Origin of the sequence: Paraburkholderia hiiakae, from assembly GCF_904848665.1 — a bacterium.
GTDB lineage: Bacteria > Pseudomonadota > Gammaproteobacteria > Burkholderiales > Burkholderiaceae > Paraburkholderia > Paraburkholderia hiiakae.
Window position 1 is genome coordinate 1 of record NZ_CAJHCQ010000042.1, and the last position, 22,862, is coordinate 22,862.

At 61.2% G+C, this 22,862-nt stretch carries 15 protein-coding genes and 1 pseudogene; 9 read left to right on the forward strand and 7 right to left on the reverse strand.

The window, feature by feature from the left end; all coding sequences use genetic code 11:
- Positions 1-506: 506 nt before the first annotated feature.
- Positions 507-1,118: a rhomboid family intramembrane serine protease gene (locus tag JMY28_RS38145; RefSeq protein WP_201701046.1), complete on the reverse strand. Its 612-nt coding sequence runs from the start codon at positions 1,116-1,118 to the stop codon at positions 507-509.
- Positions 1,119-1,418: 300 nt separating this feature from the next.
- The gene (locus tag JMY28_RS38150) at positions 1,419-3,125 is read right to left on the reverse strand and encodes a hybrid sensor histidine kinase/response regulator (RefSeq protein ID WP_201701047.1); all 1,707 of its coding nucleotides are present in this window, start codon (positions 3,123-3,125) and stop codon (positions 1,419-1,421) included.
- 420 nt (positions 3,126-3,545) lie between these two features.
- Between JMY28_RS38150 and JMY28_RS38155 the strand changes: the two genes are divergently transcribed.
- Complete coding sequence (locus JMY28_RS38155; protein WP_201701048.1) at positions 3,546-4,061, forward strand: low affinity iron permease family protein; 516 nt, start codon at positions 3,546-3,548, stop codon at positions 4,059-4,061.
- Here the strand turns inward: JMY28_RS38155 and JMY28_RS38160 are convergent.
- The gene (locus tag JMY28_RS38160; protein WP_328810027.1) at positions 4,027-4,347 is read right to left on the reverse strand and encodes a response regulator; all 321 of its coding nucleotides are present in this window, start codon (positions 4,345-4,347) and stop codon (positions 4,027-4,029) included. The genes JMY28_RS38155 and JMY28_RS38160 overlap by 35 nt on opposite strands.
- 653 nt (positions 4,348-5,000) lie before the next feature.
- Positions 5,001-5,495 (reverse strand): YciE/YciF ferroxidase family protein, encoded by a 495-nt coding sequence (locus JMY28_RS38165; RefSeq protein WP_201701050.1) that lies wholly within the window; start codon positions 5,493-5,495, stop codon positions 5,001-5,003.
- 379 nt (positions 5,496-5,874) lie between these two features.
- On the opposite strand from JMY28_RS38165, the pseudogene JMY28_RS38170 reads away from it, so the two are divergent.
- The 6 genes and pseudogenes from JMY28_RS38170 to JMY28_RS39620 all read left to right on the forward strand — a co-directional run bounded on the left by JMY28_RS38170 (position 5,875) and on the right by JMY28_RS39620 (position 10,529).
- Positions 5,875-6,731, forward strand: a pseudogene (locus JMY28_RS38170) (manganese catalase family protein).
- Between the two features lie 253 nt (positions 6,732-6,984).
- The gene (phaP, locus tag JMY28_RS38175) at positions 6,985-7,386 is read left to right on the forward strand and encodes a TIGR01841 family phasin (protein WP_201701051.1); all 402 of its coding nucleotides are present in this window, start codon (positions 6,985-6,987) and stop codon (positions 7,384-7,386) included.
- 278 nt (positions 7,387-7,664) lie between these two features.
- Positions 7,665-8,420, forward strand: a complete 756-nt coding sequence (locus JMY28_RS38180) for an alpha/beta hydrolase family protein (protein WP_201701052.1) — start codon at positions 7,665-7,667, stop codon at positions 8,418-8,420.
- Between the two features lie 400 nt (positions 8,421-8,820).
- A complete protein-coding gene (locus JMY28_RS38185) occupies positions 8,821-9,081 on the forward strand; it encodes a hypothetical protein (protein ID WP_201701053.1) in 261 nt (86 codons plus the stop codon).
- Positions 9,082-9,702: 621 nt separating this feature from the next.
- Positions 9,703-9,915 carry a hypothetical protein gene (locus tag JMY28_RS38190; RefSeq protein WP_201701054.1) on the forward strand — a complete coding sequence of 71 codons (213 nt, stop codon included), beginning with the start codon at positions 9,703-9,705 and terminating at the stop codon, positions 9,913-9,915.
- A gap of 155 nt (positions 9,916-10,070) precedes the next feature.
- A complete protein-coding gene (locus JMY28_RS39620) occupies positions 10,071-10,529 on the forward strand; it encodes a hypothetical protein (protein ID WP_407945588.1) in 459 nt (152 codons plus the stop codon).
- A gap of 146 nt (positions 10,530-10,675) precedes the next feature.
- Here JMY28_RS39620 and JMY28_RS38200 read toward each other — a convergent pair whose 3' ends face one another.
- Together JMY28_RS38200 and JMY28_RS39275 are read right to left on the reverse strand one after the other, a co-directional pair.
- Positions 10,676-13,705 (reverse strand): CheR family methyltransferase, encoded by a 3,030-nt coding sequence (locus JMY28_RS38200; protein ID WP_236597245.1) that lies wholly within the window; start codon positions 13,703-13,705, stop codon positions 10,676-10,678.
- Positions 13,648-14,700, reverse strand: a complete 1,053-nt coding sequence (locus JMY28_RS39275; RefSeq protein ID WP_236597246.1) for a chemotaxis protein CheB — start codon at positions 14,698-14,700, stop codon at positions 13,648-13,650. The genes JMY28_RS38200 and JMY28_RS39275 overlap by 58 nt, the downstream gene beginning before the upstream one ends.
- Positions 14,701-15,425: 725 nt before the next feature.
- On the opposite strand from JMY28_RS39275, the gene JMY28_RS38205 reads away from it, so the two are divergent.
- Positions 15,426-15,764, forward strand: a complete 339-nt coding sequence (locus JMY28_RS38205; protein WP_236597247.1) for a divalent metal cation transporter — start codon at positions 15,426-15,428, stop codon at positions 15,762-15,764.
- Positions 15,765-16,285: 521 nt separating this feature from the next.
- Here JMY28_RS38205 and JMY28_RS38210 read toward each other — a convergent pair.
- The gene (locus JMY28_RS38210) at positions 16,286-21,778 is read right to left on the reverse strand and encodes an autotransporter-associated beta strand repeat-containing protein (protein ID WP_201701055.1); all 5,493 of its coding nucleotides are present in this window, start codon (positions 21,776-21,778) and stop codon (positions 16,286-16,288) included.
- 557 nt (positions 21,779-22,335) lie between these two features.
- Here JMY28_RS38210 and JMY28_RS38215 point away from each other — a divergent pair.
- Positions 22,336-22,862 (forward strand): AraC-like ligand-binding domain-containing protein (locus tag JMY28_RS38215; RefSeq protein ID WP_456238751.1); only part of this gene is annotated, 527 nt, incomplete at its 3' end.

A 22,862-nucleotide genomic window follows, 5' to 3' on the forward strand; every position in this document is an offset into this window, starting at 1 on the left:
CCAAACCCAATTCTTCAGGAGCGGACGTAGTGGATGCAGCCTGTCGTGATTAGCCATTGAATCCTCCAAGTGCCCCAGTATAGTTTCAAGTGGTTGCTTGGCCGAACCCCGTCCGATGTCGAATTTCCGTAGTCGACCCCACTGCCGCCGGTCGCACTGTCAGGGGTTCAAGGGCAGCTGACGGAGTGGTCCGGTCAACCAAGCCAACTTCTCAGCGGAAAGCAGCAAAAAACCGACGCGCGGTTGGAAACCCCTGCGGCGGCTGTCCGCGCCAGTACAATCGCCTCACTGCGCTCGGCTACTTTTTGAGCTCAATCTGAGACGGATCGTTGGAGGATTGCGATGGTGCGCATGCTGGTGGCGAGCGAGTTGACGTCTCCTCGATGTTTGGCACGGTTTGCGAGGGAGTCTGCCTCCTCTCGAATGACGCAAGTAGAGAAACCCGATTGCCAAAGCGGCTGAAGCGTTTCATCGAACAGCTCACTGAGCGCAGCTAAGGAAGAATTTCAAAGTCGCTTCGGAGGATTTTGGTAGAAGAGTCTTCCGGCCATAATACCGCCAATCGCGCCACCAAGATGGCTCTGCCAAGACACACCGGGTGTTAGCGGCAGCACTCCAAAGAGCATGCTGACGCCATAGCTGCATGCGACGAAGAGTGCGATTAGCATCGGGATGAACTTTCGACTATAGAAGCCATACGCGACGAGATACCCTGCGTAGCCGAAGACGACCCCACTCGCACCGATGTGAATCGTATACGGCGAACCAAGCAGCCACGCGCACAAGCCCGCGCCCAACATCCCGCCGGCGGTGGCTTGCCAAAAGTTGGCGATTCGCGGCCACATGCACAGCCATCCGAGCACTATCAGGCCCGGCGTATTCGACATGATATGTAAGAAGCTCGCATGCAGCCACGGGGCGAACAGGACGCCCTGGAGGCCGCCTAGCGTTCGAGGCACTACACCATGGCGATTCAGATGCAGGAACGGTATCGCAACGGACACAAGAAACGTTACCCACATCGAGCCGACGAACAGTCCGAGCAGCATGGCGCGGGCCTTCAACTGGTCGAAGAGAGATGCGCGCGTGGCGCCGGAGGGAGGATTAAGTGCGGACATGCGGTATCTCGCGTTGACCTTGTGATGACGGACCCAGCCGCACAAAGAAGATTGCTGAATCAGTCGAGGAAGGCAACGCCCTGGGAGTTGGGAGTCCGATTTTTCTTTGGATGCTTACCAAATCTGACCGAAACTGCCTAACACGCGCGAGACCTCGATGGGTTTGAGACTGAGGTAGCCCTGTTGCTCAATCGCTGCCGCCGCGCAAAGTGCCTGGACCCGTTTGCTCCAACCGTGCGATGTCCCGTGGGCACCCAGAGAGACTTCGACATTGATTGCCTGAGCCCTCATATTGCACAGTCAAATCAAGCCGCGCAAATGTCCGCCACTTCGATTCGCAAGCAGAGACCGCAGCTTCTCAAGCGAGAGCGGCTTGGTCAGGTGATAGTCGAAACCAGCTGCCAGTGCTCTCGATTTATCAGACTCGGCGGCGTATCCAGTCAGCGCTACCAATGTGATGTCATCCAGGCTGCGGTCGGAGCGAACAGCGCGCGCAACGTCGAAACCATCAACATCTGGCATCCCCACATCGATGATTGCGACCTCCGGTCGTATCTCGGCGACAAGGCGAATTGCGTCGCGTCCGTTGTTTGCCGTAGTGACTTCATGACCTTCGAGTTCCAACAACATGCCTAACGACATCAATGCGTCCGGATTGTCATCGACCAGAAGAAGTCGTACGAGACCCGGTGTCGAAATATCGCAGGGTCGTTCGGTCTGAATCTGTTCCGACGACCCGCGAAGGATTGGCAACCGTAGTGTAACGACTGTCCCTGTGCCCGTACCTTCACTTTGAATAGCTATAGTGCCCTCGTGCAGTTCGACCAACCGTTTCGCAACGGCAAGGCCAATTCCGAGGCCGCCTTCAGCTCGCGCGTGCCCCTGGGCAGACTGCGCAAAAAGTTCGAAGATATGCGGCTGCACCGTCCTGTCAATTCCAATTCCGTTATCTTTGATGGTGATGATGACCGTGCCATCCGGAGCTGGCCCGGCATTGGCATCGACATCAACAGTCATTTCGATTGCGCCGCCCACCGGCGTGTACTTCGCGGCGTTCGAAAGGATGTTGCCCAGAACCTGACTCAGTCGAACGTGGTCTGCGCGAACCGGCACAGGCGCATCGAGGCCATGCATTTTCAGGGTATGCCGGCGAGACTCAAAGTGGTGCTTGACCGCCGTTACAGCGTCGAAAGCAATTTCATTGAGAGATGTGTCCGTGTGCTTGATGGCAAGTTTGCCGTGCTTCAATCGTGCTGCATCGAGCAAGTCGTCGACAAGCGTGCGCAAGTGTCTCATCTGTCGTTGAGCCACGGTCAATACTTCGACCGCCTTGGCGTTATCCGCGCACAATCGCGCAGCGGCACCAATAGCGCTGTCGATGGGTGCCATCGGATTTCGCAGTTCATGCCCGAGCATAGCGATGAACTCATTGTGCCTTTGGTCGCTTTCAATTCCGCTGTCGCGCGTGGCCACAACGGTCAGTGCTGTACCGGCGAACGCCGCGAGGTTTGAAAGAAGCCGAATGTCCTCGCAATCGAACCGGCGGCTGTCCGTGTGGGACATCACCCATATTGCGCCCAGCTGCACATCGCCGAAGGCTATCGGAACAACGACACCTTCTGCGACGTAGACGTTCGCAAACCGAAGACAGGGGAACTGTAGCTGAGGCTGAATGAATAGTTGCGGCGTGCCCTTCTGGAGGGTGACCCCGCATGGGCATTCGTTCCATGCAGTTGTCTTGCCGCGAAGGTCAGCGCAAACGCCCGCTACAGCTTGCCATCGGAAGCTTCGATTTTCGCCGGTTCCTTCGACGAGGCTTATCCCTGCACTGCCGGCTTCGCAGACTGCGAGTGCCGCTTCCGCGATTTCCTGCCACAGATTCGTTTTTGGTCCAGTCTGGGCTCTAGCGAGCCGGACAAGCGCTTTGTTTTCGGCCGCGTAGTCAGGTTGCCGCGCCGGCCGGTTAGCAAGCTCGTCGTTGTCAGCGGGCGCCCGGTTGCTTTCCATGAACGATGCACAGCTTCCACTGGTTGGATGAGAAGAAGGACCACGCTAGCTTCGGAGGGCCTGGTCATGTGACGATGTTTGACGACCCAAAGCAGAACGCTCGGGCGTCGGGCGCTACTACCTGTCACGTCATGGCCCTGAAAGCCGACACCCTCATTTTAGGCTTCTCGGCATGAAGCGCGCCCTAATCGACGGAATGATTTTTTCAGGCAAGCCGAATGTTCAGTCGAAACAGGAGTGGCAAACGTTGCACGTAAGTCGGCGCGAGCAGGCCGTTCTTACGCAGTCCCAGCGACAGCGGTGAGGGAACGGTCGGCTTGCGCAATCAGGACTTGCGGCGTCCCTCAGCCTACCGAGCTGTGCTTGGCGCATTGGCACGCATTTTGCTGCAATCGTTGACCAACATTCCGGAGCAGGCCGATGAAACCAGAACGCGAAGCCCCGGCTCCGACCGACGAACTGGATACGGTTCCCGATACGGCAAGCCCGGCATATGCGGGAAAGCATCCGTTGACTCGGGCATTTGACGCGTTCGCCAGTCTGGTGACGCGCTGGGCAGGGTCACCGGCGGCCTTCTGCCTTGCCGTAGCGACCATTGTCGCGTGGGTTGTCACAGGACCGCTGTTCCATTACTCAGATGGCTGGCAACTGGTGATTAACACGGGCACGACCATCGTCACATTCCTTATGGTCTTCCTGATTCAGCAGAGTCAGAATAAGGACAGTGTCGCGGTGCATCTCAAGCTTAATGAGCTTCTCGCTTCTCACCGGGCTGCGGACAATCATTTAATCGGAATCGAGGATGCGACCGAAGAGGAGTTGCGACGCCTCGCCGCTGCCTACCTTCGGCTGTCGACGAAGAGTCCGAGCGACGAGGACATTGTGCAGGCAGCAGCTGATGTCAAGGCATGCTCTGAGGAGCGAGCCAGGTCTTGACCGGCCCAATCCGGAGGCACCACGGCGGCAGCGCTGCGTGCAGGGCTTCCACCAATCTGGCCGCAGTGAACGGCTTTGACAGGAATGCGCGGAATGGAAGTGCGGCCCGCCCGGCAGCAGACATCGGTACAACGGGAATATCGGCGCGCGCGGGCGCTCCCTTCAGCAACCAGACCAGATTCACGCCTTCCAGGTTGGGCATCCTGACGTCCGGTACATCCACGTCCGGTCGCCCCTGTGCGATGGCGTTCATGGCATCTGCACCATATGCACAAGTTTGTATTATGCATTCCTAATAACAATAAAGGATCTCAAGAACACGAAGCAGATTTGGTATTGTCCTCGTCCAGCACCGGTTTTTCTGCCAGTTCGCAACAGAAGTTCCGGTCGGTCGATAAGCTCGACGCTGTTTTGACCAGCGCACGGTATGCGAATTGCGGTCCCGAACATACGGATTAGCGCCGTTCGGTGTTGACCGATTTATGTTCGAGGAGACGACCATGCGAGTTGCGACGAAAGGAATTTTGATCTCGGTACTTCTGTTTGGAACATCGGGGAGCGTTTTCGCCCAGGGCGCGGGCGGCGGTGCGGCCGGAGGACAAGGCGGCACAGGAATGAGCAAGCCAAACTCTAGCGGCTCGACCGAGACGGTCTCAGGCGCGTCAGGGGCTAATACCATGGCGCCCGCAACAGCGAGTTCGCACAAAAAGATGCACAAGAAGGCGGCGACCGCCGCACCTTCGTCCGCTGCCGACCCGGCGTCGGGTGGTGGTTGAGCGTCAGGAGTGGGTTGGCGGTTCCTGGTCGAGACACCCCGCAGGCGCGCACCCGCGCCTGCCAGCATGCCGGGAATACTGAGGTGGTCGAGTTTCCGCCATGACTGCGCCCCTGGGACAGGGCCGTCCTCTATGGAACAGCCGCTTCTACCTGCAGCAAGGGCTATTGAGCCATCGCCTCTTCGACGATAGTTCCTTGCGCCAGCACCGTCAGCTTTTCATCGGCCGCCTTCTCCTCCTTCAGCGTATCGAGCAACAGCTTCCGGGCAGCGGATTCTCCGAGCTTTTCTGCCAGCGCAGCGAGCGTCCCGTAGGTCGCGATTTCATAATGCTCGACCTTTTGAGCTGCTCCGATAAGGGCAAGGTCGAGGACGGGACCTTTCTCGATTTCCTCAATCTGCTCGCCGCCTTCCTCGACAAGCCCTTCCATCGCGGCGCACTTGATTCGCTTTAGCTTGATACCGCAAGATTCGACAACCTGGTCGATTCTCGCCACCTGCCCGTGCGTTTCTTCCAGATGCTTTTCGAACAGCGCCTTCAATTCCGGATTCGTCGACGCACGCGCCATCTTCGGCAGCGCTTTGGTCAACTGTTTTTCCGCGCTGTAGACGTCGGACAGCGAGTGAACAAACAGGTCTTTCACAGTCTTTGCGGTCATGATTTGCTCTCAGAAGAGGGTAGAAAATGGAGGAGAGAATGTGGGACGCGCCAAACGGCCCACAGCCATCTCGACTATCAAAACACGCAACGGCTATTCCCAACGTCCTGAAAATCCAGCAAATAAATTCATTGCGTACGCATTGTTCGGGAACGCGTCATGCGGAACGAAGTACGCAGTCTCCCAGCCCGATGCTGTCCCCGGGTCGCAGTCTCCCTGCCCATGTGCGGTGCGTTTGCCGCCTCTCGCCAGAACTCATCCTTCTGAGACGTCCGTCGTGAAAGCGGTGCGCGACAGCTGCCGCTCTCACGACTCCCGAATTTCTTGCCTGCGCGAGTGACGGTGCGCCGCCGTTGCCGCGCTCTGAAAGGAGAACACCATGTTTGTCCATAACAAGCGCCTTCAATACACGGTGCGTGTTGCCACGCCTAATCCCGGCCTCGCAAATCTGCTGCTCGAGCAATTTGGAGGACCCCAGGGCGAGCTCGGTGCGGCATGCCCGGTATTTCACTCAGGCTGTGGGCGAGGACGACCCCGGTCGCAAGGACCTCCTGTTCGACATTGCAACGGAAGAACTGAGCCACCTGGAAATCGTCGAACAAAGGGGCAAAGGGTCAGCTAGCAGAAGCGGTTGAAAGTGAAGCTGAGCTTTATCGCGGCATGACTGGCGGCGGCAACGATTCCCACATAACAGCGCTGCTGTATGGAGGCGGTCCCGCACTGACCAATTCCGCCGGTGTTCCATGGTCGGCGGCCTATGTCGACACCATCGGCGAACCTACCGCCGACCTTCGGTCGACCATCGCTGCGGAAGCGCGAGCCAAGATTGTCTACGAACGGCTGATTAACGTGACCGATGACCCCGGCATCAAGGAAACGTTGGGCTTTCTGATGACGCGCGAAATCGCACATCAGAAGTCATTCGAAAAAGCGCTTCACTCAATCCTGCCGAATTTCCCGCAAGGAAAGCTTCCCGGGGTCCCGGAATTTAGAAGCGTCTATTACAAAATGTCCGCAAGTGATGGCGCTCCGCGGGGCCCGTGGAATGAGGGGCCCGAATGGGAGTTTGTCGATGCGCCGACACCTGCCGTGGACGGGGGTGATGGCCTGGCTACCGTCAAGGTGTCCGCCGACGACGCCGAGGTTCTTCGTGCCATGGCCTCGCGTACGGCGTCCGACACTTCCTCCGACCCGACGACCGGCGCTGACCTCGGTGTGGGAGAGGCTATGAAGTGAGAACGAAAGGGGGCTCCAGAAGGAGTTCCCTTCTCCGGATTTTCCTCTGCTTCGTTGTACTTATAATAATTTGACCGAGGAAGCAGGGCTTGTAGTCACCGTCAGATTAAATGATTAGGGTGCAATTGACTTCAAGAAAAATGCGCCTACAATGAATTTTGTTGCGTCGCAGCAATTGGCCGTTGGCCAGCGACCCGTGCTCCTGATCCATTTAGTGTCCGTGCACTCGTCGTGTCCCCTATCTGGAGCATTCATGAGCACACTTACCCCCCAACATCCGGTAGACGCACAAAATACCGGTATCCAGCAGCTATTTGCTTTCTCGAGCACCGTGCTCGATGGCATCGAAAAATTGACCGAACTGAATCTTCAGGTAGTCAAGGCGACACTCGCTGAAAACCAGGCGCTGATGGCCAGGGCATTGGCCGCGAGACCTGAGGAGCTGATAGCGCTGTCAACCAACCTCGCGCAGCCAACTGCGGAAAAAATCGCGGCGTACAGCCGCCACGTTTACGAAATTGTGTCAGGTGTTCAGATTGGGCTAACTGCAACCGCGCCATCTCAATACCAGCAATATGTGCGTGATGCGCAGGGATTCGTCGAGAACCTCACGAAGGATGCTTCCTTCGGTACGAGCCTTGTCAAGGCCGAATAGAGATGGTTTCACGGACCGGTTTTGTCGCGTTGCACGTGGTCTCCGTGCTCCATGCGACGTGACATGATTTACGCACTCACTCGTAGTGCCGGGTTCCGGTCATATCCCGCAGCATTTTCGGGACTCTTGCCGATTCCGCCCACCCCTAACGATTGACGAGGCCTCGTTGGCCACGTCCTTAGGGGGCGTTTTTGTTCGCAACACCTGCGCGCCACTCTTCGTTATTGCGAATTTTAACGGTGCGCAGTGAACCCAAAAGCGGTGTCCACGGAGATTCGATGGAAAGCCTTGAATTAACGCCGCCTCCAGCGATACTTCTCGCGCTGGAACCCCTCCGTGCCATCGCCGACTACGTTGCAGGTCTTGCTCCGCTATCGCATCCGTTGCCGCGAGGCGACGGCCACCCTGTTATCGTTTTTCCGGGCCTGGGTGTCAGCGGATATGCGACCGAGGGCTTGCGAGGAAGGCTGGGAGAGCTGAACTACGAAGTCCATGACTGGGAACAAGGCGTCAACCAATGGCCCGATACCGATTTCGACAGCTTTCTCGACCTGTTAAGCGAGCAGTTGAAGCAGATATATAGCCAGAATGGTCGCTCCGCTTCGTTAATCGGTTGGAGCCTTGGCGGAGTGTACGCCCGCGAGATTGCGAAGAGGCATCCGAAGCTCGTAAGGCAGGCTATCACCCTCGCGACTCCGTTTGCTGACCAGCCAAACTCGACCCATGCCGGCTGGCTTTGCACGCTCCTGAACGGCGGAGTGTCACCGATGGATGAGGCGCTGCTCAGACGGTTGAGTATCGACCCAGTGGTTCCTTGTACGTCGGTATATTCGCCATCCGATGGTGTCGTCGGTTGGGCAGGATGTGCCGGAACGGAGTCCGAGTATCACCGGAACATCGAAGTGGACAACGTCAGTCACTGGGGCATGGTTCACAATCCGGAAGTGCTTCGTGTCGTGGCTCACCTCCTTGCCGAGCATCGTCACGGCACACTTCGCGCGTTGCTCGATACCTGCGTCACCAGATTGCTATAGATGAAAGGGAAAAGCATGCGGGGACACGTACAGAACGCCGCGTACGACATCAAGGCAGTCAGGAACAACAGCAACGCCACTAAACTGCATGCTGGTCACTGCTTCGGTGTGAAGCGAATTGGCGCTGCGCAGGCCGACGAGACAACAGCGCCTTTCAGTGCGCGGTCTCAATCGAAGACATTCGAACCCTGTCAGGTTTTCGCCCGGTGATAGTGGGTCCACCCTTAAGGGCGGTAAAGCCCGGAAGTCGCCAGGCTATATGAATCGAATGTTTACTCGCGCAGGGTGTCGATTGCCTGCGCTCCCTGGAAGCGCAGGCAGGCGATGAGTGTGAAGATGGCGCGCCAGCGGCACAGCGATTGCGCTTGTGTGAATGCCACAAACCTGCGAGGAGCGAACCATGGCGACCAAAACTGTTGAGCAACGCACACCCGACGAAAAGTCGAACGACGCCATCGACGAAGCTGTCGAAGACACATTTCCGGCAAGCGATGCGCCGGCGACGGGCGGCGCGACGCGGATCGAAGACACTGAGGAAAGTGACCTGCCCGGAACGGATCCCGAAGAAGACGTCCCAGACGAAGACGCCCCTGGCGAGCTTTCACCGGGCGAGGCTCCGCCTGACGAGGCCGCACCCAGGGTAGGAAGTAAGAGTAAGTGAAAACGAGTGCGACCGCGAGAACCGCGGCCGCACGGACCACACCGGACGCCTATTTTTAGGAATGCTCTCTTTTTACCCGTAGCACCTACACGAGACGTCATGTCTTCTCTCAAGGGAAGCCGATTCAGATCGAGGTGCGGCACATCAGGCTCAGACAGTCAGGACGCGTTGAGGAATGCAACAGTTTTCCTAAGGATAAAGTTTCGGAGCGCCCCGATAACCTTCCGGCGTGGCAATCCATCATGCTGGATCAGTTCCCCGCAACGGCAGCTGCGATCGAGCTTCATCGGAAGCCCGCTCGCAGGCGACCAGTGCGAGGGGCGAATCCGTAGCCGGGAATGAAGTGAAGTGGCGCTGACCCGGCCCATCAGATCCGGTGACAGGCGCCAGGCGACGGATTATTTCCCCGACAGGATCTGGGACCCGGTGGGCCCGCCGCGCAGGTTCATTCTGCAGGGACGTATCGCGCAACTGCCCACGACCGGTATGGCGGAATCCAACGTCCTGTCTAATTTCAGCAAGAGAGCGTCCTGGCTCTTGCCCCACAACCCCGTTCGGCGTCATCGCGGCCCGCGGGGCCTTGTAATTGGTTCCAGCAGGAGAGATCGAAATGAAAAATCCATGGACGAAGAAGAACCCGCTTCTAAGCATGTGGCTGAGCGGCGCGAATTCCATCGCAGGTTCTGCGAGAGGACATGCATCGGCAGCAGCCAAACGCGGGACCGTTGCATTTTGGACCGCTGCCTTGCGTCCGCCCAAGGTCAACAGGAGAAAGACGAGGCGATAGCATATAACTCCTTCGCCGGCATCGTCGGCGAGTCCGCGCGTGCATGAAGAGCGCGAGCGTAAGATCTCGCGAGAAACTTAAACCTGCGAATTGTTCACCTTGGCTGGTGACCGGAATCATTGTCTTTTTCCGGTATTCGCTTCGCGCCCCGGCCCTTGGGATCCGTGTCGGGCACGCTGGATGCGCCCGCGTACGAGGGCTGTTGTTCAACGCCACTGCTTGCTGCGCAGCAGGGTTTGAGGACGACAAGTCCGCGAGCCACGTCGTGACTGGTTGTTATCCCTGGCGGCGTTACGTGCTGCCGACCGAGATCCTGATATGGGAAACGGTGGTCGTCCGCTTCCTTCACGAGGTGCATCTATTTTTCAACGCAACGGAGCGGCCTATGCACCGGGCGATCACATATCGTGGATTTGAAATCCATGTCGAACTCATTCCATCTGCGGAGGACCTGTACGAGGTGACTTTCCAGATAAAAGGCGGACCGAGTCTCAGCGTGATTGGAGATCCCGGAAGACGTGTTCTGCTACGACATGGGCCGTATACCCGCCGATGGGCATACCTCATTGCTGAAGTCGCGGGGCAGGCCGCAATCGACCTTCTCCGCGGACCGGAGGACGCGGTTTGCGATCTCGGAGGAGACTGCGATGCGCGAGCGTAATCGGGGGTGAGGGGCATCCGCAATACACGCCCAATGGCGTGCAGAGTCAGATACCGCGGGCTCTCAGGCGAGTGGGGGCTGGTGCATGATCAGCGGCCCCTTTCAGCGTGTCGAAGGTTTCACCACGTTATCGGGGCAGCGCGCAGTCAGGTACGCGCGACCACGAGTCGAATCACGTCTTCAGGATCGACTGGCTTGGTGAGGTGATGGTCGAATCCTGCCTCGGCTGTCCGGCTACGTTCCGCAGGCAGCCCATAGCCCGTGAGTGCAATCAAGGTCACGCGCCGCCCGGTTTCTGCGCCACGCAGCCTTTTCGCGACTTCATAGCCATCGATGTCGGGCAATCCAATGTCGAGCAGGATGACATCCGGATCGAAGCTCGCCGCCATGGCGATACCCGAAGCACCGTCCACGCAGGTCTTGACCTCGTGTCCTGCGATGGTCAAAAGCATCGCAAGCGCTTCGCCCGCGTCCGCGTTGTCATCGATGATAAGAATCCGTTTGTGAAGCGCGGTGGCCGATGGCGATATCGCGTCGCGCTCGGTGGCGTGCGGAGTCGCATCCAGCGGCAGGTCGACGATAAATTCGCTACCGGTGCGACCGTCGCTGAGCGCGCTGACCGATCCGCCATGCAGCTCGACCAGGCGCCTGACGATGGACAGGCCAACGCCCAGCCCGCGATGGCGTGGTGCATCGGAGGGGGGGCCCTGAACGAACATGTCAAAGAGGCTGCCGATCATGTCCGGCGGGATGCCTCGCCCACTATCCTTGATACTCAGCGACAAACGATGGGCCCGGGTGGTCGCACGTAGCTCGATGGATCCGCCGGATGCGGTGAATTTGGCCGCATTGATCACGATGTTCTCGATGACCTGCGAGAGCCGGGTCGGGTCCGCGTAGAGAAAGACCGGTTCGTCGGGCAGCGAGACCGACAGCCGGTGATGACGTTCTTCGACGATTGGCTGGCAGACCTCTACGGCACTCTGCACGATGGTTTTCAGCGCGACCGTCTGCCGGTTCAGTTCAATGCTGCCGCTGGTGATCCGTGTGAGGTCAAGCATGTCGTTCACTAGATGCATCATGGCTGCTCCCTGCCGCTGGATGACGCCTACAGCCCAGATCTTCTGGGCTTCTGGCGCCGCCGCCGAGGCGAGCAGGTTGCCGGCCGAATATAACGCCGCCAGTGGATTGCGCAGCTCGTGGCCAAGCATGGCCAGAAACTCGTTTTTCCGCCGGTCGGCCAGTGCGAGTTGCTCGGCGCGCTCCCGGAGCTGCGCGTTGCTCGCACTGCGGTCGATCATGTCGCGCTCGGTCGAGGCGACCGCTACCGCGCTGCCCGAATCATCGAGCAGAATCGACATCGTCAGCCAGATATCGAGTACATGCCCGTCCTTCGCGACCCGCCGCGTTTCGTAGGAATGGAGCGCTTCGTGGTGCAACGCCTGACGGATGAAGTCGAGATGATCGTGTCTTGCCCCGCTCGGCAGCAGGTCGGAGACGGACATGCCCAGCGCTTCTTCCTCGCTGTAGCCATACATACGGGTGGCAGCCCGGTTCCATGCGAGGAAGTGGCCTCTCAGGTCGAATACCGTGACGGCATCGTTGGAGTCCTGCACGACTGCTGCCAGGCGCCGCGCGCGTTCATTGGAACGCCTCACAGGCGTGATATCCGTCCATGTGATGACTGCGCCAGCGGGCGGCCTGCCGTCAGCCGCGGTGTAGGGCGTGATGCGGCGGATGTACCAGAGGCCGGTCGCCGCCTGGACCTCCTTTTCCGCGGAGCGGGTGAGGCCGGAGAGTACGCGCTCCGTGTCCAGCATCAGCGCATCGCCCAGGGGCGCGCCGAGCACCTCGGCAATGGCGCGGCCCGTATCTGCTGGCGCGAGGCCAAACAACCGCGCAGCACTCGGTGTGAACCGCCTGATGATGCCGTGCTCGTCGAGCAGCATGGTCGGGATTTCCGTGCTGGCCAGAACACTCGTGACGTCCGCGTTGAGCGCCTCCAGCTCGTGCAGCTTCTGTTCGAGCTGCGAGTTCACCTGGCTGAGCTGTTCATTGACTGCCTGCAGTTCCTCTTTCGAAGTTTCGAGCTCCTCATTGGCCGAGCGCAGTTCCTCGTTCATGGAAAGCACTTCTTCGTTCGACACCCTGAGTTCGCTATTGCTTTCTTCCAGTTCCTCGATCGTGCTGCCAAGAGCCGTCTGGGTCGTGCGGAGTTCGCTCTCCAGGTGCCAGAGATCCGAATCCACCCCCGACGGAACAGGGGAAGCCGGGCGATCGACCACAGGCAGCCGGGCGAACAGCACGAGCAGGGCCTTGCCGGAATTCGCCGTATCGAACGGACGCGTCACGGTGATCTTGATCGCCGGCATCTCCCCGTTCGACACGACTTCGCTAACCGGTGTCGCGGAGTCGTTATCCAGTGCGCGGCGCAGTGCGATCCGCAGCTTCAGGCGCAGGCCTTCGCGCGCCATGTCGAGGAGGTTGCCGGTCGGCTCGCCCGCAGGCTGGCTCAGATATTCGTCCGCCGCGCCGCTCACATACAGGACCTGGTGCGAGGCGTTGACCAGGATGGACGCCGCGTGGTGCTCGGCCAGCAAGGTGGCATTCACCAGCTCCGCGTAGCCCTTGTTCCTGATGCCTACGCGGCTCGCGGGCGGGAACTCCTCACGACGCACGGTCCGTGTCGAAAAGCGATAGCCGGAAACGCCGGGACCGGCCAGGGGACTGCGCTGGTAAATGCGCCAGGCTTTGGATACCTCGTGAAACTGGGTCGAGTCGGGATCGGTACTCTCGGAGCGCCCGAGGAACAGATAGCGCTTCGGATTGAGCGAGAAGTGAAACAGCTCGAACACGCGCTGTTGTGCGTCAGGCTCGAGATAGATCAGCAGGTTCCGGCAACTGATGAGATCGACGCGGGAAAACGGCGGATCGGCGATCAGGTTCTGCGGTGTGAACAGGATCGTCTCGCGAATCTCCTGCCGGACCTGATAGCCGTCGTTGCGCGCATGAAAGAAGCGCTCGAGGCGCGCCTCCCCGAGCGGCAACGCCACGCCCGGCGCGTAAATGCCCAGCCGCGCCCGCGCGAGCGCCGCGCGGTTTACGTCTGACGCAAGGATCATGAACTTTCGCGAATCGCCGCGCTTTTCGATCTCCTCGGCCAGCAGCATTGCCATCGAATAGGCTTCCTCACCCGTCGCGCAGGCGGGGCGCAGGCGGGGATCCATACGCGCAATGGTTGATCACCTGCCGGTTCATCCAGCAGGCGCGCCAGAACCCGCTCGGACAACGCCTGCCAGGCCTGCGGATCGCGGAAAAATTCGGTGACACCGATCATCATGTCCAGACTGAGTGCCTCGACCTCCTCAGGCCGGTTTCTGAGCAGGTCGCAGTAGAGCTGAAGACTGGCGACCCGGTTGACGCTCATGCGGCGCGCGACGCGGCGCTCCAGGGTCCCGCGCTTGTAGCCCCGGAACTCGAAACCCGCGCCCGCCAGGGTCCTGAGCACCGGCTCGAGATCGGGGGAATCGCCGTCGGAGGCAGAGGCCGACAGGCTGACGGCTTCCGACCGACTGATGTATTCGATGAGCGCTGCCGGCATGTCCTCGACCGGCAGGACGTAATCGACCAGACCTGTTTCGATGGCGTGCGCTGGCATGGCGTCGTGCTCGGCCGTTTCCGGGTCCTGCGCCATCACCATGCCGCCTTCGGCCTTGATCAGGCGCAGGCCCGCTGCGCCGTCCGCGTTGGCGCCGGTGAGTACGATGCCAATCGCGCGCTCGTGCTGGTCCGTCGCGAGCGATTTGAACAGGCGGTCGACCGGCATGGGAATCTCGGGCCGGCCGACGGCGGGCGACAGCCTGAACAATCCATGGAAAACGCTGACGGAGAACTTTGGCGGGATGACATAGACGTGACCGCCCTCAATCGGCGCTCCGTCTTCGATGACTGACACGGCCAGGGGAGTCGCCCGCGCCAGTAACTCGGCCAGATGACTCTCGGCGTCGGGAGCGAGATGAACGACGACCACGAAAGCGATATCGGGCGGTATTGCATTCGCCGCGCGGAAAAATCGGCCAAGCGCCTGAAGCGCGCCGGCCGAGGCGCCGATCGCGACGATACGTGCGGCCCGCAACGGCTCGCTGGCCGGCGAGGGGGTATTGGCGTTCATGTTCGAACTTGCGTTTGCTGATCAGTCAATTTAGCGGCCGAGCGGCGTTTCCGTTCAAGACTTCCGGGGTTCTCGATCATCGGAGTTTCCAGCCTCCAGTCGCACAAGCGCCGCCCGATATGAGTTTCCGGCCGGAGTGCCTGAACAATGCCCGTTTCGGGCATGTCGCGCCAGCATTTTTGAGCACCCTTTGTTCCCGCCGCTCGTTCGGCGGTTCAACGCCGCCCGCCGACTGCGAGGTTTGTGCAACGCACGACTGAAAAGCGGCCGGTCCTGCGCCGGCTGCATAACGGCGAGAGGGGAGCGGAATGGCGGCCGGGTACATCGATGGACGGCGAACTGAACGAGCGACACGCGGACGTCGCAACTTGTTGTCTCCCGGTGAAATTGACCATCAGTACGAGCGCCCAGCCGGTCGTCCCGTTGGAATCGACAGCGCTCGTACTTTCGACTGCTGGCGAAGGAAAGGCGAGATTCCATTGTCGGCCCCCGGTGGTTCTGCCGAGCCGCTTCATGGCGCGCTCGCCACGCCGCCCGCGCCTGGCCCGTTGTGCAGTGAGTTCCTCGTCAATGACGGTCAGTCGTCGCGCGAGAGCGCGGGAACACGTGTTGCGCCCAACCGCGCCGTTGCTGACCCTACGCCACAGCGCCTACAGCGGATGACCTGAGCAGGGGCACGGTTTGGCTTCAATCTGCTGTGGGTATGCACGCTCTCGTTTCCATCAATGGTTGTGCTTCAACTGATCGCGACGCGCGTCGCGGCTATTACGGGTAACGGACTTACGGAAAATATGCCATCGAGCTACGTGCGACGGCTATTCGCACTCGCCCTTGCGCGTTTCCTTTTGGCTAACACGTTCAATCTGGTCGCAGACACGCTGGCGATGGGTGAGGCCGCGCGGCTCATGTTCCACGGCCCCGTCGGTCTGTTCGCACTCGTATTCGCTATTGTGCTCCACGCATCGAAGTGCCGAAAACTTGCGAAATCGAAAGTGAGCCAGGCCAGCAATGGGGACGCCATCAGCGCGCCTAGCAGCCCCCCGTTGGGAAGTGCCATTCGGTAAGCAACAGCGGGCAACGCCACGTTGACGTCGAATGCCGTGTTGTACCGGGCAGAGGGAATCATCTTGGGCGCATGGAGGTCGAGGGCCGATATTGGCGCGAAGCGGGCGTCCGAATGTCTGGGACACCATATCACCGACTGGCCGTACCTGGCCGAACGCGGAAGTAGGAGGTCGACCATCCGAGATTCGGAGGCGTCGCGACCTTGAACTTCCGTAGCCGACCCTTCTCTGCCATTCGACGACAAGGCACCGCTTTGTCTCTTCTTGCAGTGAAGCGGTCACACGCGTCATCGATTACAAGCGAGCAAATTGATGGTGCACAAAAATGTCTGTACCCGGACACGCCCTTCCAGAGCGTATCCCGACGTTTCGGCGGGGCACCTCAGCAGCGGAAAGTCTGTACGCAGCCGGCAGTATGTTGTAGATACAACGCACACCGAACCCGGCGAGGCATGTGGGCCAACCGCCCCGATTTGCGCTGCTCCCGCAAAATCGGGGCGGCCACGCCATGTCGATTCCAGTCAGAACCGGTAGTTGGCCTTCAGGCTGCCTGCCTGCGCCGACGCGTGGGTCGTATTGATGAGCGCGTCGTAACCCAGTGAGATGGTCAGGTTCTTCGCGGGTTGCATGCCGAGGGTTACGCCCATGGAGAGGTAGCCGCGCGGCAGGCTCGTCCCTGGCGCGGTGAAGAGCGTGCCGTCCTGAGATCCCACGCTGAGCGCCCGATTTGCATCAAGCACTTCGTGTGCGTAGCCAAGACGCACCTGCGCGTTCACCGGCCGGAGCGCATCGCCGAACGTCTTGTCGAGAGAGATATCGACGTACGGCTGGAGGCTTCGGACGTTGTCCGTGCCAACGCTCAGATCCTGGCCTGCAGCGCCACTTTCGCCGAAGCCGTTCGCGTGGAAATAGGCAAAGCGCAGGCCGACGCGCGGCGTGAGCGTGAATCCACCCAGCGCGAGCGGCAGGCTGGCCTGCGCGGCTGCCGTGAACTCCTGGCCCATGTGATCGCCCTCGGCCGTGCCCACGCCTTCAAACGGCCGTTTCTGCGACAGGAAATCGACACCATAGCCCGCAGTTCCCGAGACGCCGACTGGCCCGAGCCAACGGCTCACGTAGAGCGCAGCGCGCAGGGAATCGATCGTGCCGGAGTCGCCGGTCGTCTGCTCGTCGAGATCCGAGTGGGTGTATCCGCCTGCGATGCCCAGCGCGTAGTCGCCAACGCTTTCCTCAAGCCCGGCCAGGAAGCCATACTGGTTCGCCCGGAAGCCGGGTTCGCCGCTGGACCCACCGACCTTCGTTTGCGTGCCCGTTGCGGTGACCCAGCCGTTCGGGGCGCCGGTGGTCGCGCCGCCCGGCAGTGCCGTGCGATCGAGTAGTGCCGCCGTGGTGCCCTGCGCGTTGAGCACCGCTGCTGTCCCCAGCGCCGCGTAGATGCTCGTGTCGGTCGGCGCGACGACCACGGGTGCATTGGCCGAACCTGTGGGGTCTGCCAGCACCAGGGAAACGGAGTTCGCGTCGTACACCAGCGACGATTTGAGGGAACCGAGGTTCGCGCCGCTCTCGAGCGTCGTGGTCGTGCTCGTGAATTCTCCGTTCACACCGTTAGCGGCGGAGACGATCGTGTACCGCGTCGCCGAGTAGGTGCCGGGATCGTAAGTAATCGCGAGCACGCCGTTCAGCGTCGCGCGCCCGCTCACGTTCAGTTGCGAGGCCGCCGTCGGGCTCACTTCGATCGACAGCGTCGCGGTGGCGGCCTGCGTGTAGTTGCCGCCGACGCTCAGAGTGCCGATCGAGCCGCCCGGCGCCACCGTGCCGTCGTCGCTTACGTCACCGAGCACGGTGCCGTGACCGCGCAGTGTCGCGTTCACGTTGACCAGGACATTGCCGCCGAGCGTGGCCTGCGGGTGGTCAATGTCGCCGACTTCGAGCAGGCCCGCGTCCAGTTCGGTCGTGCCACTGAACGACGAGCTGTTGCCGTTGATCACAAACGAGCCCGAGCCAGCCTTGACGATGCGGCCCGAGCCCGCGAACGCGCCGCTAAACGTGCCGCTCGCATTGGCGAGGGTGAGGGTCTGGGTGCCGATATTCACGCTGCCGGTGCCCGTGAGGTTTTGCACGGTAGCGCCGCCAGACGTGCCTGAGACGTCGAGCGTACCGTCATTGATCACGTCGGCAGACTGCGCGATGCTGCCCGCGCCGCTCAGTGCCAGCATACTGCCGCCCGCGATCGTCGTATTGCCGGTGTAGGTGTTCGTGCCGCTGAGCGTGGCCGTCCCGCCGCTGACACTCAGCCCCCCCGTGCCGCCGATGGCGCCGCTAAACGTGCCGCTCGCGTTGGCGAGCGTGAGGTTCTGGGCGCCGATATTCACGCTGCCGGTGCCCGTGAGGTTTTGCACGGTAGCGCTGCCAGAGGTGCCTGAGACGTCGAGCGTACCGTTATTGATCACGTCGGCAGACTGCGCGATGCTGCCCGCGCCGCTCAGTGCCAGCGTGCTGCCGCCCGCGATCGTCGTATTGCCGGTGTAGGTGTTCGCGCCGCTGAGCGTGGCCGTCCCGCCGCTGACGCTCAGTCCCCCCGTGCCGCCGATGGCGCCGCTAAACGTGCCGCTCGCATTCGTGAGCGTGAGCGTTTGCGCGCCGAGTGCCACGGTCCCGCTGCCTGTGAGACTGGTTATCGAAGTGCCCGCGGTGGTGGCTGCGATGTCGAGCGTCCCATTATCGGCAACGCCACTCGATTGCGCGATGCTGCCTGCGCCACTCAGCAGGAGCGCGCCGGCTGAGATCGTCGTTGCGCCAGTGTAGGTGTTGGCGTTGGTCAGGGTCAGCGTACCCGTGCCGCTCTTGTCCAGCGCGCCCGCGCCCGACAACATGCCGGACTGTGTCGCGCTGCTGCCTGCCGCGACGTTGGCATCGAGCGTCGCGCCGTTGGCGACGCTGATCGCGTTGGTGATCGTCGTGCCGCTCACGTAGTTCACACCCGCGCTGCCGGTTAGGGAAAGGCTCGCATTGCCAATGGCGTTGTTGTCTCCGAGCGTGAGCGTCGCGCCGGAAAGCGAAACCGCGCCGGTCAGGGCGGAGTTGTCGCCGGTCAGGAGTAGCGTGCCGGCTCCGCCGATCACATAGCTGCCGGAGCCGCTGAGCGTGCCACTCTCGGTTGCCGTCCCGCTGGCCACCTCGAGCGTCGTCGCACCATGGATCACAAGATCGTTGCTCACGTGCAGGCCGTCGGCCAGCGCGAGCGTCGTGCCATTTTCGAGCGTGATGGCGCCGGTGCCGGCTGCCAGGTCGCTTTCGAGCGCGAGGGTGCCTGCATTCACCTGCGTGCCGCCGCTATAGGTGTTCGCGCCAGTCAGCGCAAGCGTCGTTGCACCGTTCTTGGTCAGGCCGCCGGTGCCGGAGATTGCGCCGTCGAGCGTGAGATCGTTCGAGCCGCTCACCGTCAACCCGGCGTTCAACGCAACGGCGTTGCTGAGGGCCATCGTGGCGCTGCTGTCGAGCGTGGCCGTGGCGCCCACGGTGAGTGTGCCGGTGCCGAGCGCCGCGTTGGTGCCGAGCACGAGACCACCGCCGTTCAACGCCGTGCCGCCGCTGTATGTATTGGCACCGCTCAGCGTCTGCACGCCTGAGCCTTGCTTGATGAGGCCACCCGCGCCGCCAATTGTCCCGGCGAAGGTCTGGTTGCCGGAGCCGCCGAACGTCAGCGTGCTCCCGCCCAACGAGATGGCGCTGCCCGCGACGCCCGTGAGCTCGCCGATCGTCTGGCTCGCGGATGCACTGCCGATGCTGAAGCCGACGCCCGCAGCCGCCAGGTCCACCATGCCGCCCGCTGCCAGGCTGCCGCCCGTGCCGAGCGCGAGTGTTCCGCCTGTGATAACCGTACCGCCGCTATAGTTGTTCTGGCCGGTCAGCACTACCGTGCCGGTACCGCTCACATTCAGTCCGGTCGATGGCGTACTACCACTTACGATGCCGGCCACCGTCAGCACTGCGCGGGCGCCGGTTGTGAACGTGCTGTTGCCGTTCAGTGTCACTGGGCCGTCGACGACACCGTTGCCTATGGTTGTCTCCAGCGTGCCGCCCGCAAGCGTTACTTCATTGTACAAGGCGTTCTGCAAATCCAGTGCCGCGCCGCTGCCAACCGTAACCATACCGCCCGGTGCACCTGCGGTACCGCCCCCCACGACGGCCAGTGTGCCGCCTGTGACAGCGGTACCGCCGTTATAGCTTTGCGTGGTGTTGAAGGTGAGCGTGCCAGCGTTCTGCTTCACAAGCGCGCCAGTGCCGACAATCGAGCCAGAAAAGACGCCATTCCCGGCCTGATTGAAAACCAGCGTGCTGTTGTCCGTGAAGGTGCCCTGCAGGCTGGTCGTGTTGCCTTGCAGCGTGCCACCCCCGATCAGCGTGATTCCGCCATAGGTGTTCACGCCAGTCAACACTATCGTGCCGGTGCCGCTTACGTTCAGTCCGCTGCCGCTCATGTTGCCGTTCACCGTCAGCACTGAGCCGCTGCCGGCTGCGAACGTGCTTGTGCCGAACAGTGCCACCGGGCCGTTGACGACACCGCTGCCGGTGGTTGTCTCCAGCGTGCCGCCCGATAACGTCACAAAGTTGGGCAGCGTGTTCTGCACATCGAGTGCCGCGCCGCTGCCAACCGTGACCGCGCTGAACGGTGCACCCGCGGTCCCGGTTCCCGTGACAGCCAGCGTGCCGCCTGTGATGGTCGTGCCGCCCGTATAGGTGTTCACGCCCGAAAGAGTGAGCGTGCCACCACCGGACTTCGTGAGGGAACCGCTGCCGGAGATCGTCCCCGACAACGCGAGGTCCAGGTTGCCCGTGACGCCGAGACCGCCTGCAGCAATGGCGATATTGTTCGATACCGTAAGGCCCGAAGCCGCGGACTGGATTGCGCCGTTGTTGGCCGTGATCGTTCCGGTACCGAGCGACGCGCTGTTGTTGACGATCGCGGTCGCGCCGCCCTCAATCGTTGCATCCGCCACTGTCGAGGCACCCGACAGCGTCCAGGCGCCGCCAGCGATGTCGAGGTGGTTGAAATTGAGGTAGTACGCGAGGTTGATCGCGCCGCTCGACGCGTTTCCCTGTTCAAGGTGCAGGGTGTTGTCGCCTCCGGCTCCACCATCGACGTAGCCCGTTGCCGCAAAATTGAGTGTGGATGTGCCGAATACCACATTCGTCGCCGCTGCGGTGCCGCCCGCGGCGTTGACCGACGAATCGGTGGTCGCGATGAACTGATTCGTACTGTTCGCCCCCATCGACACACTGCCGTTCACCGTACCCGCGTTCGTGAACGTATTGCCGCCGACCGAGCTGTCGAACGCAACGCGGCCAGTGATCGTGCCGGAGTTGCTCATATTGACCTGGGCGCCGCCATAGGCGGCAACCACGCCTGCGTCCGCGCCGACCAGGGTCGCGCCAGGGAGGGCGGTTCCCGAAATGGTGCCGGTGTTGGTGATGCTGGTCACGCCGCCGCCGGCACCGTTTTGCACGGCGAGTGCCATCCCCGTCAAGTCAAGGGACGTCCCCGACGATCCCGCCAGGATCCCGTTGTTGGTGATGGTCTGCGTGCTGGCAGAAGCGTTGCCGATGACAGCGCCCGATGACACGATGCCGGGCGTGCCGAGCGTGGCTGGATCGATAGTGCCGTTGTTGGTCAGCGTGATGTTGCTGCCGGTCAGCGACATCGACGTGCCACCGGCAGGCAGAATCACCCCGAGCGAGGCGCCCGGATTCACCGTCACGTTCAGGTTGTCCGCGGAGTTCGTGTAATTGGGCTGAAGCGGATTCGCAGAACCGGAGCAACTCACCGTCGAGCCGGCCGAAGCACACGTCCCGAAGGCCGGTGAAGCTCCGACCACGACCGCAGCCAGAATGGCCGCAGGAACGACCTGGCTGACTTTCCTGTTCCGCGATTTCCCCGTGCGTGCAGCCAGCTCGGAAACGACCTGCCAAATGCCCTGTGCGGCATTCCAGACAACGCGATAATTTCTATTCATTCCCCGGCCCGATTCTCGTTCGGTTCTTAAACGCGGTGCGAGATCTCCACCCACGGGATTTCCGTGCGTTTGGTCTCGCTGCCGCTTTGCATTTTTTGCTGTTGCTTACCCATCGCACTGGTTCTTTCGGCGCAACGTGAAAATGATCCCGCTGCGCTTTAACCGCATGCTGCGTGCCGCAGTCGTTATGTTTTACGAAGCAATGGGTGTTGCATCAGGTTCGTTCATCGTCATGTGCCGCGTCGCGTTCACGAACTTCCGGTGGCGCGGCCGCCGCTTCTGCCCTGGCGATGGACTTTTCGTCGCGGCAAAGTCTGCCGTTCCATCAAGGAAATGTCTTAACCATGCGTCTCAGTTTTTGTGTGATTCGAGCCACATCGACGCCGTGAAAAAACTCGCTGGCACAAGGACACAAGCACGGATACCCATTACATAATGAAAGCTTTGCCTGATCGGTTATCCGATACAATTGCCGCAGCCGCACACACGCACACGCAGACAACAGAATGCCCCCTCACGCAAACCGGGCCAGCGCTGAACCATTGCCGACAAGTGGCGTGACATATAGCCATTTCGACGTCAATTCCTTTGCGCCGGACAGGCAATTTCTGGCCTGGCGCGAGCGTGTCGGTCACGTCATCGACGTGCTGCCGTCCCGGGCGGATGTTGCAAGACCGTTTCGGGCGGAGATCGAGCGCTATGGCATCGGCGACCTCTCCTTCACCGATTGCCGCTCGGAGACCATGATGCTCGAGCGCTCGCTCGCTCGCATCTCGACCGACAACGCTCGCAGCTTTTATTTCCATGTCTTCGTTGAGGGCGACGCCGATTGCGTGTCGGTTCGGTCGTCCGCGCGGTCGGGCGGCTCTGGTGCGGCGACATTGATCGCGCTCGATCTTGGCCAACCGGTGCGGATGCGACGCAATACCTGTCGCGTGCTCAGCTTCTTCGTGCCGGGCGCCGTCGCAGCGCGGGTGTTTCCCGATCCCGAGGCCCTGCACGGCCGGATGATGCGCAACGAAACGCCCCTCACCAGGCTGATCGTCGACCATGCAACGGCGCTGAGTCGCGAGATCCCGTTCAT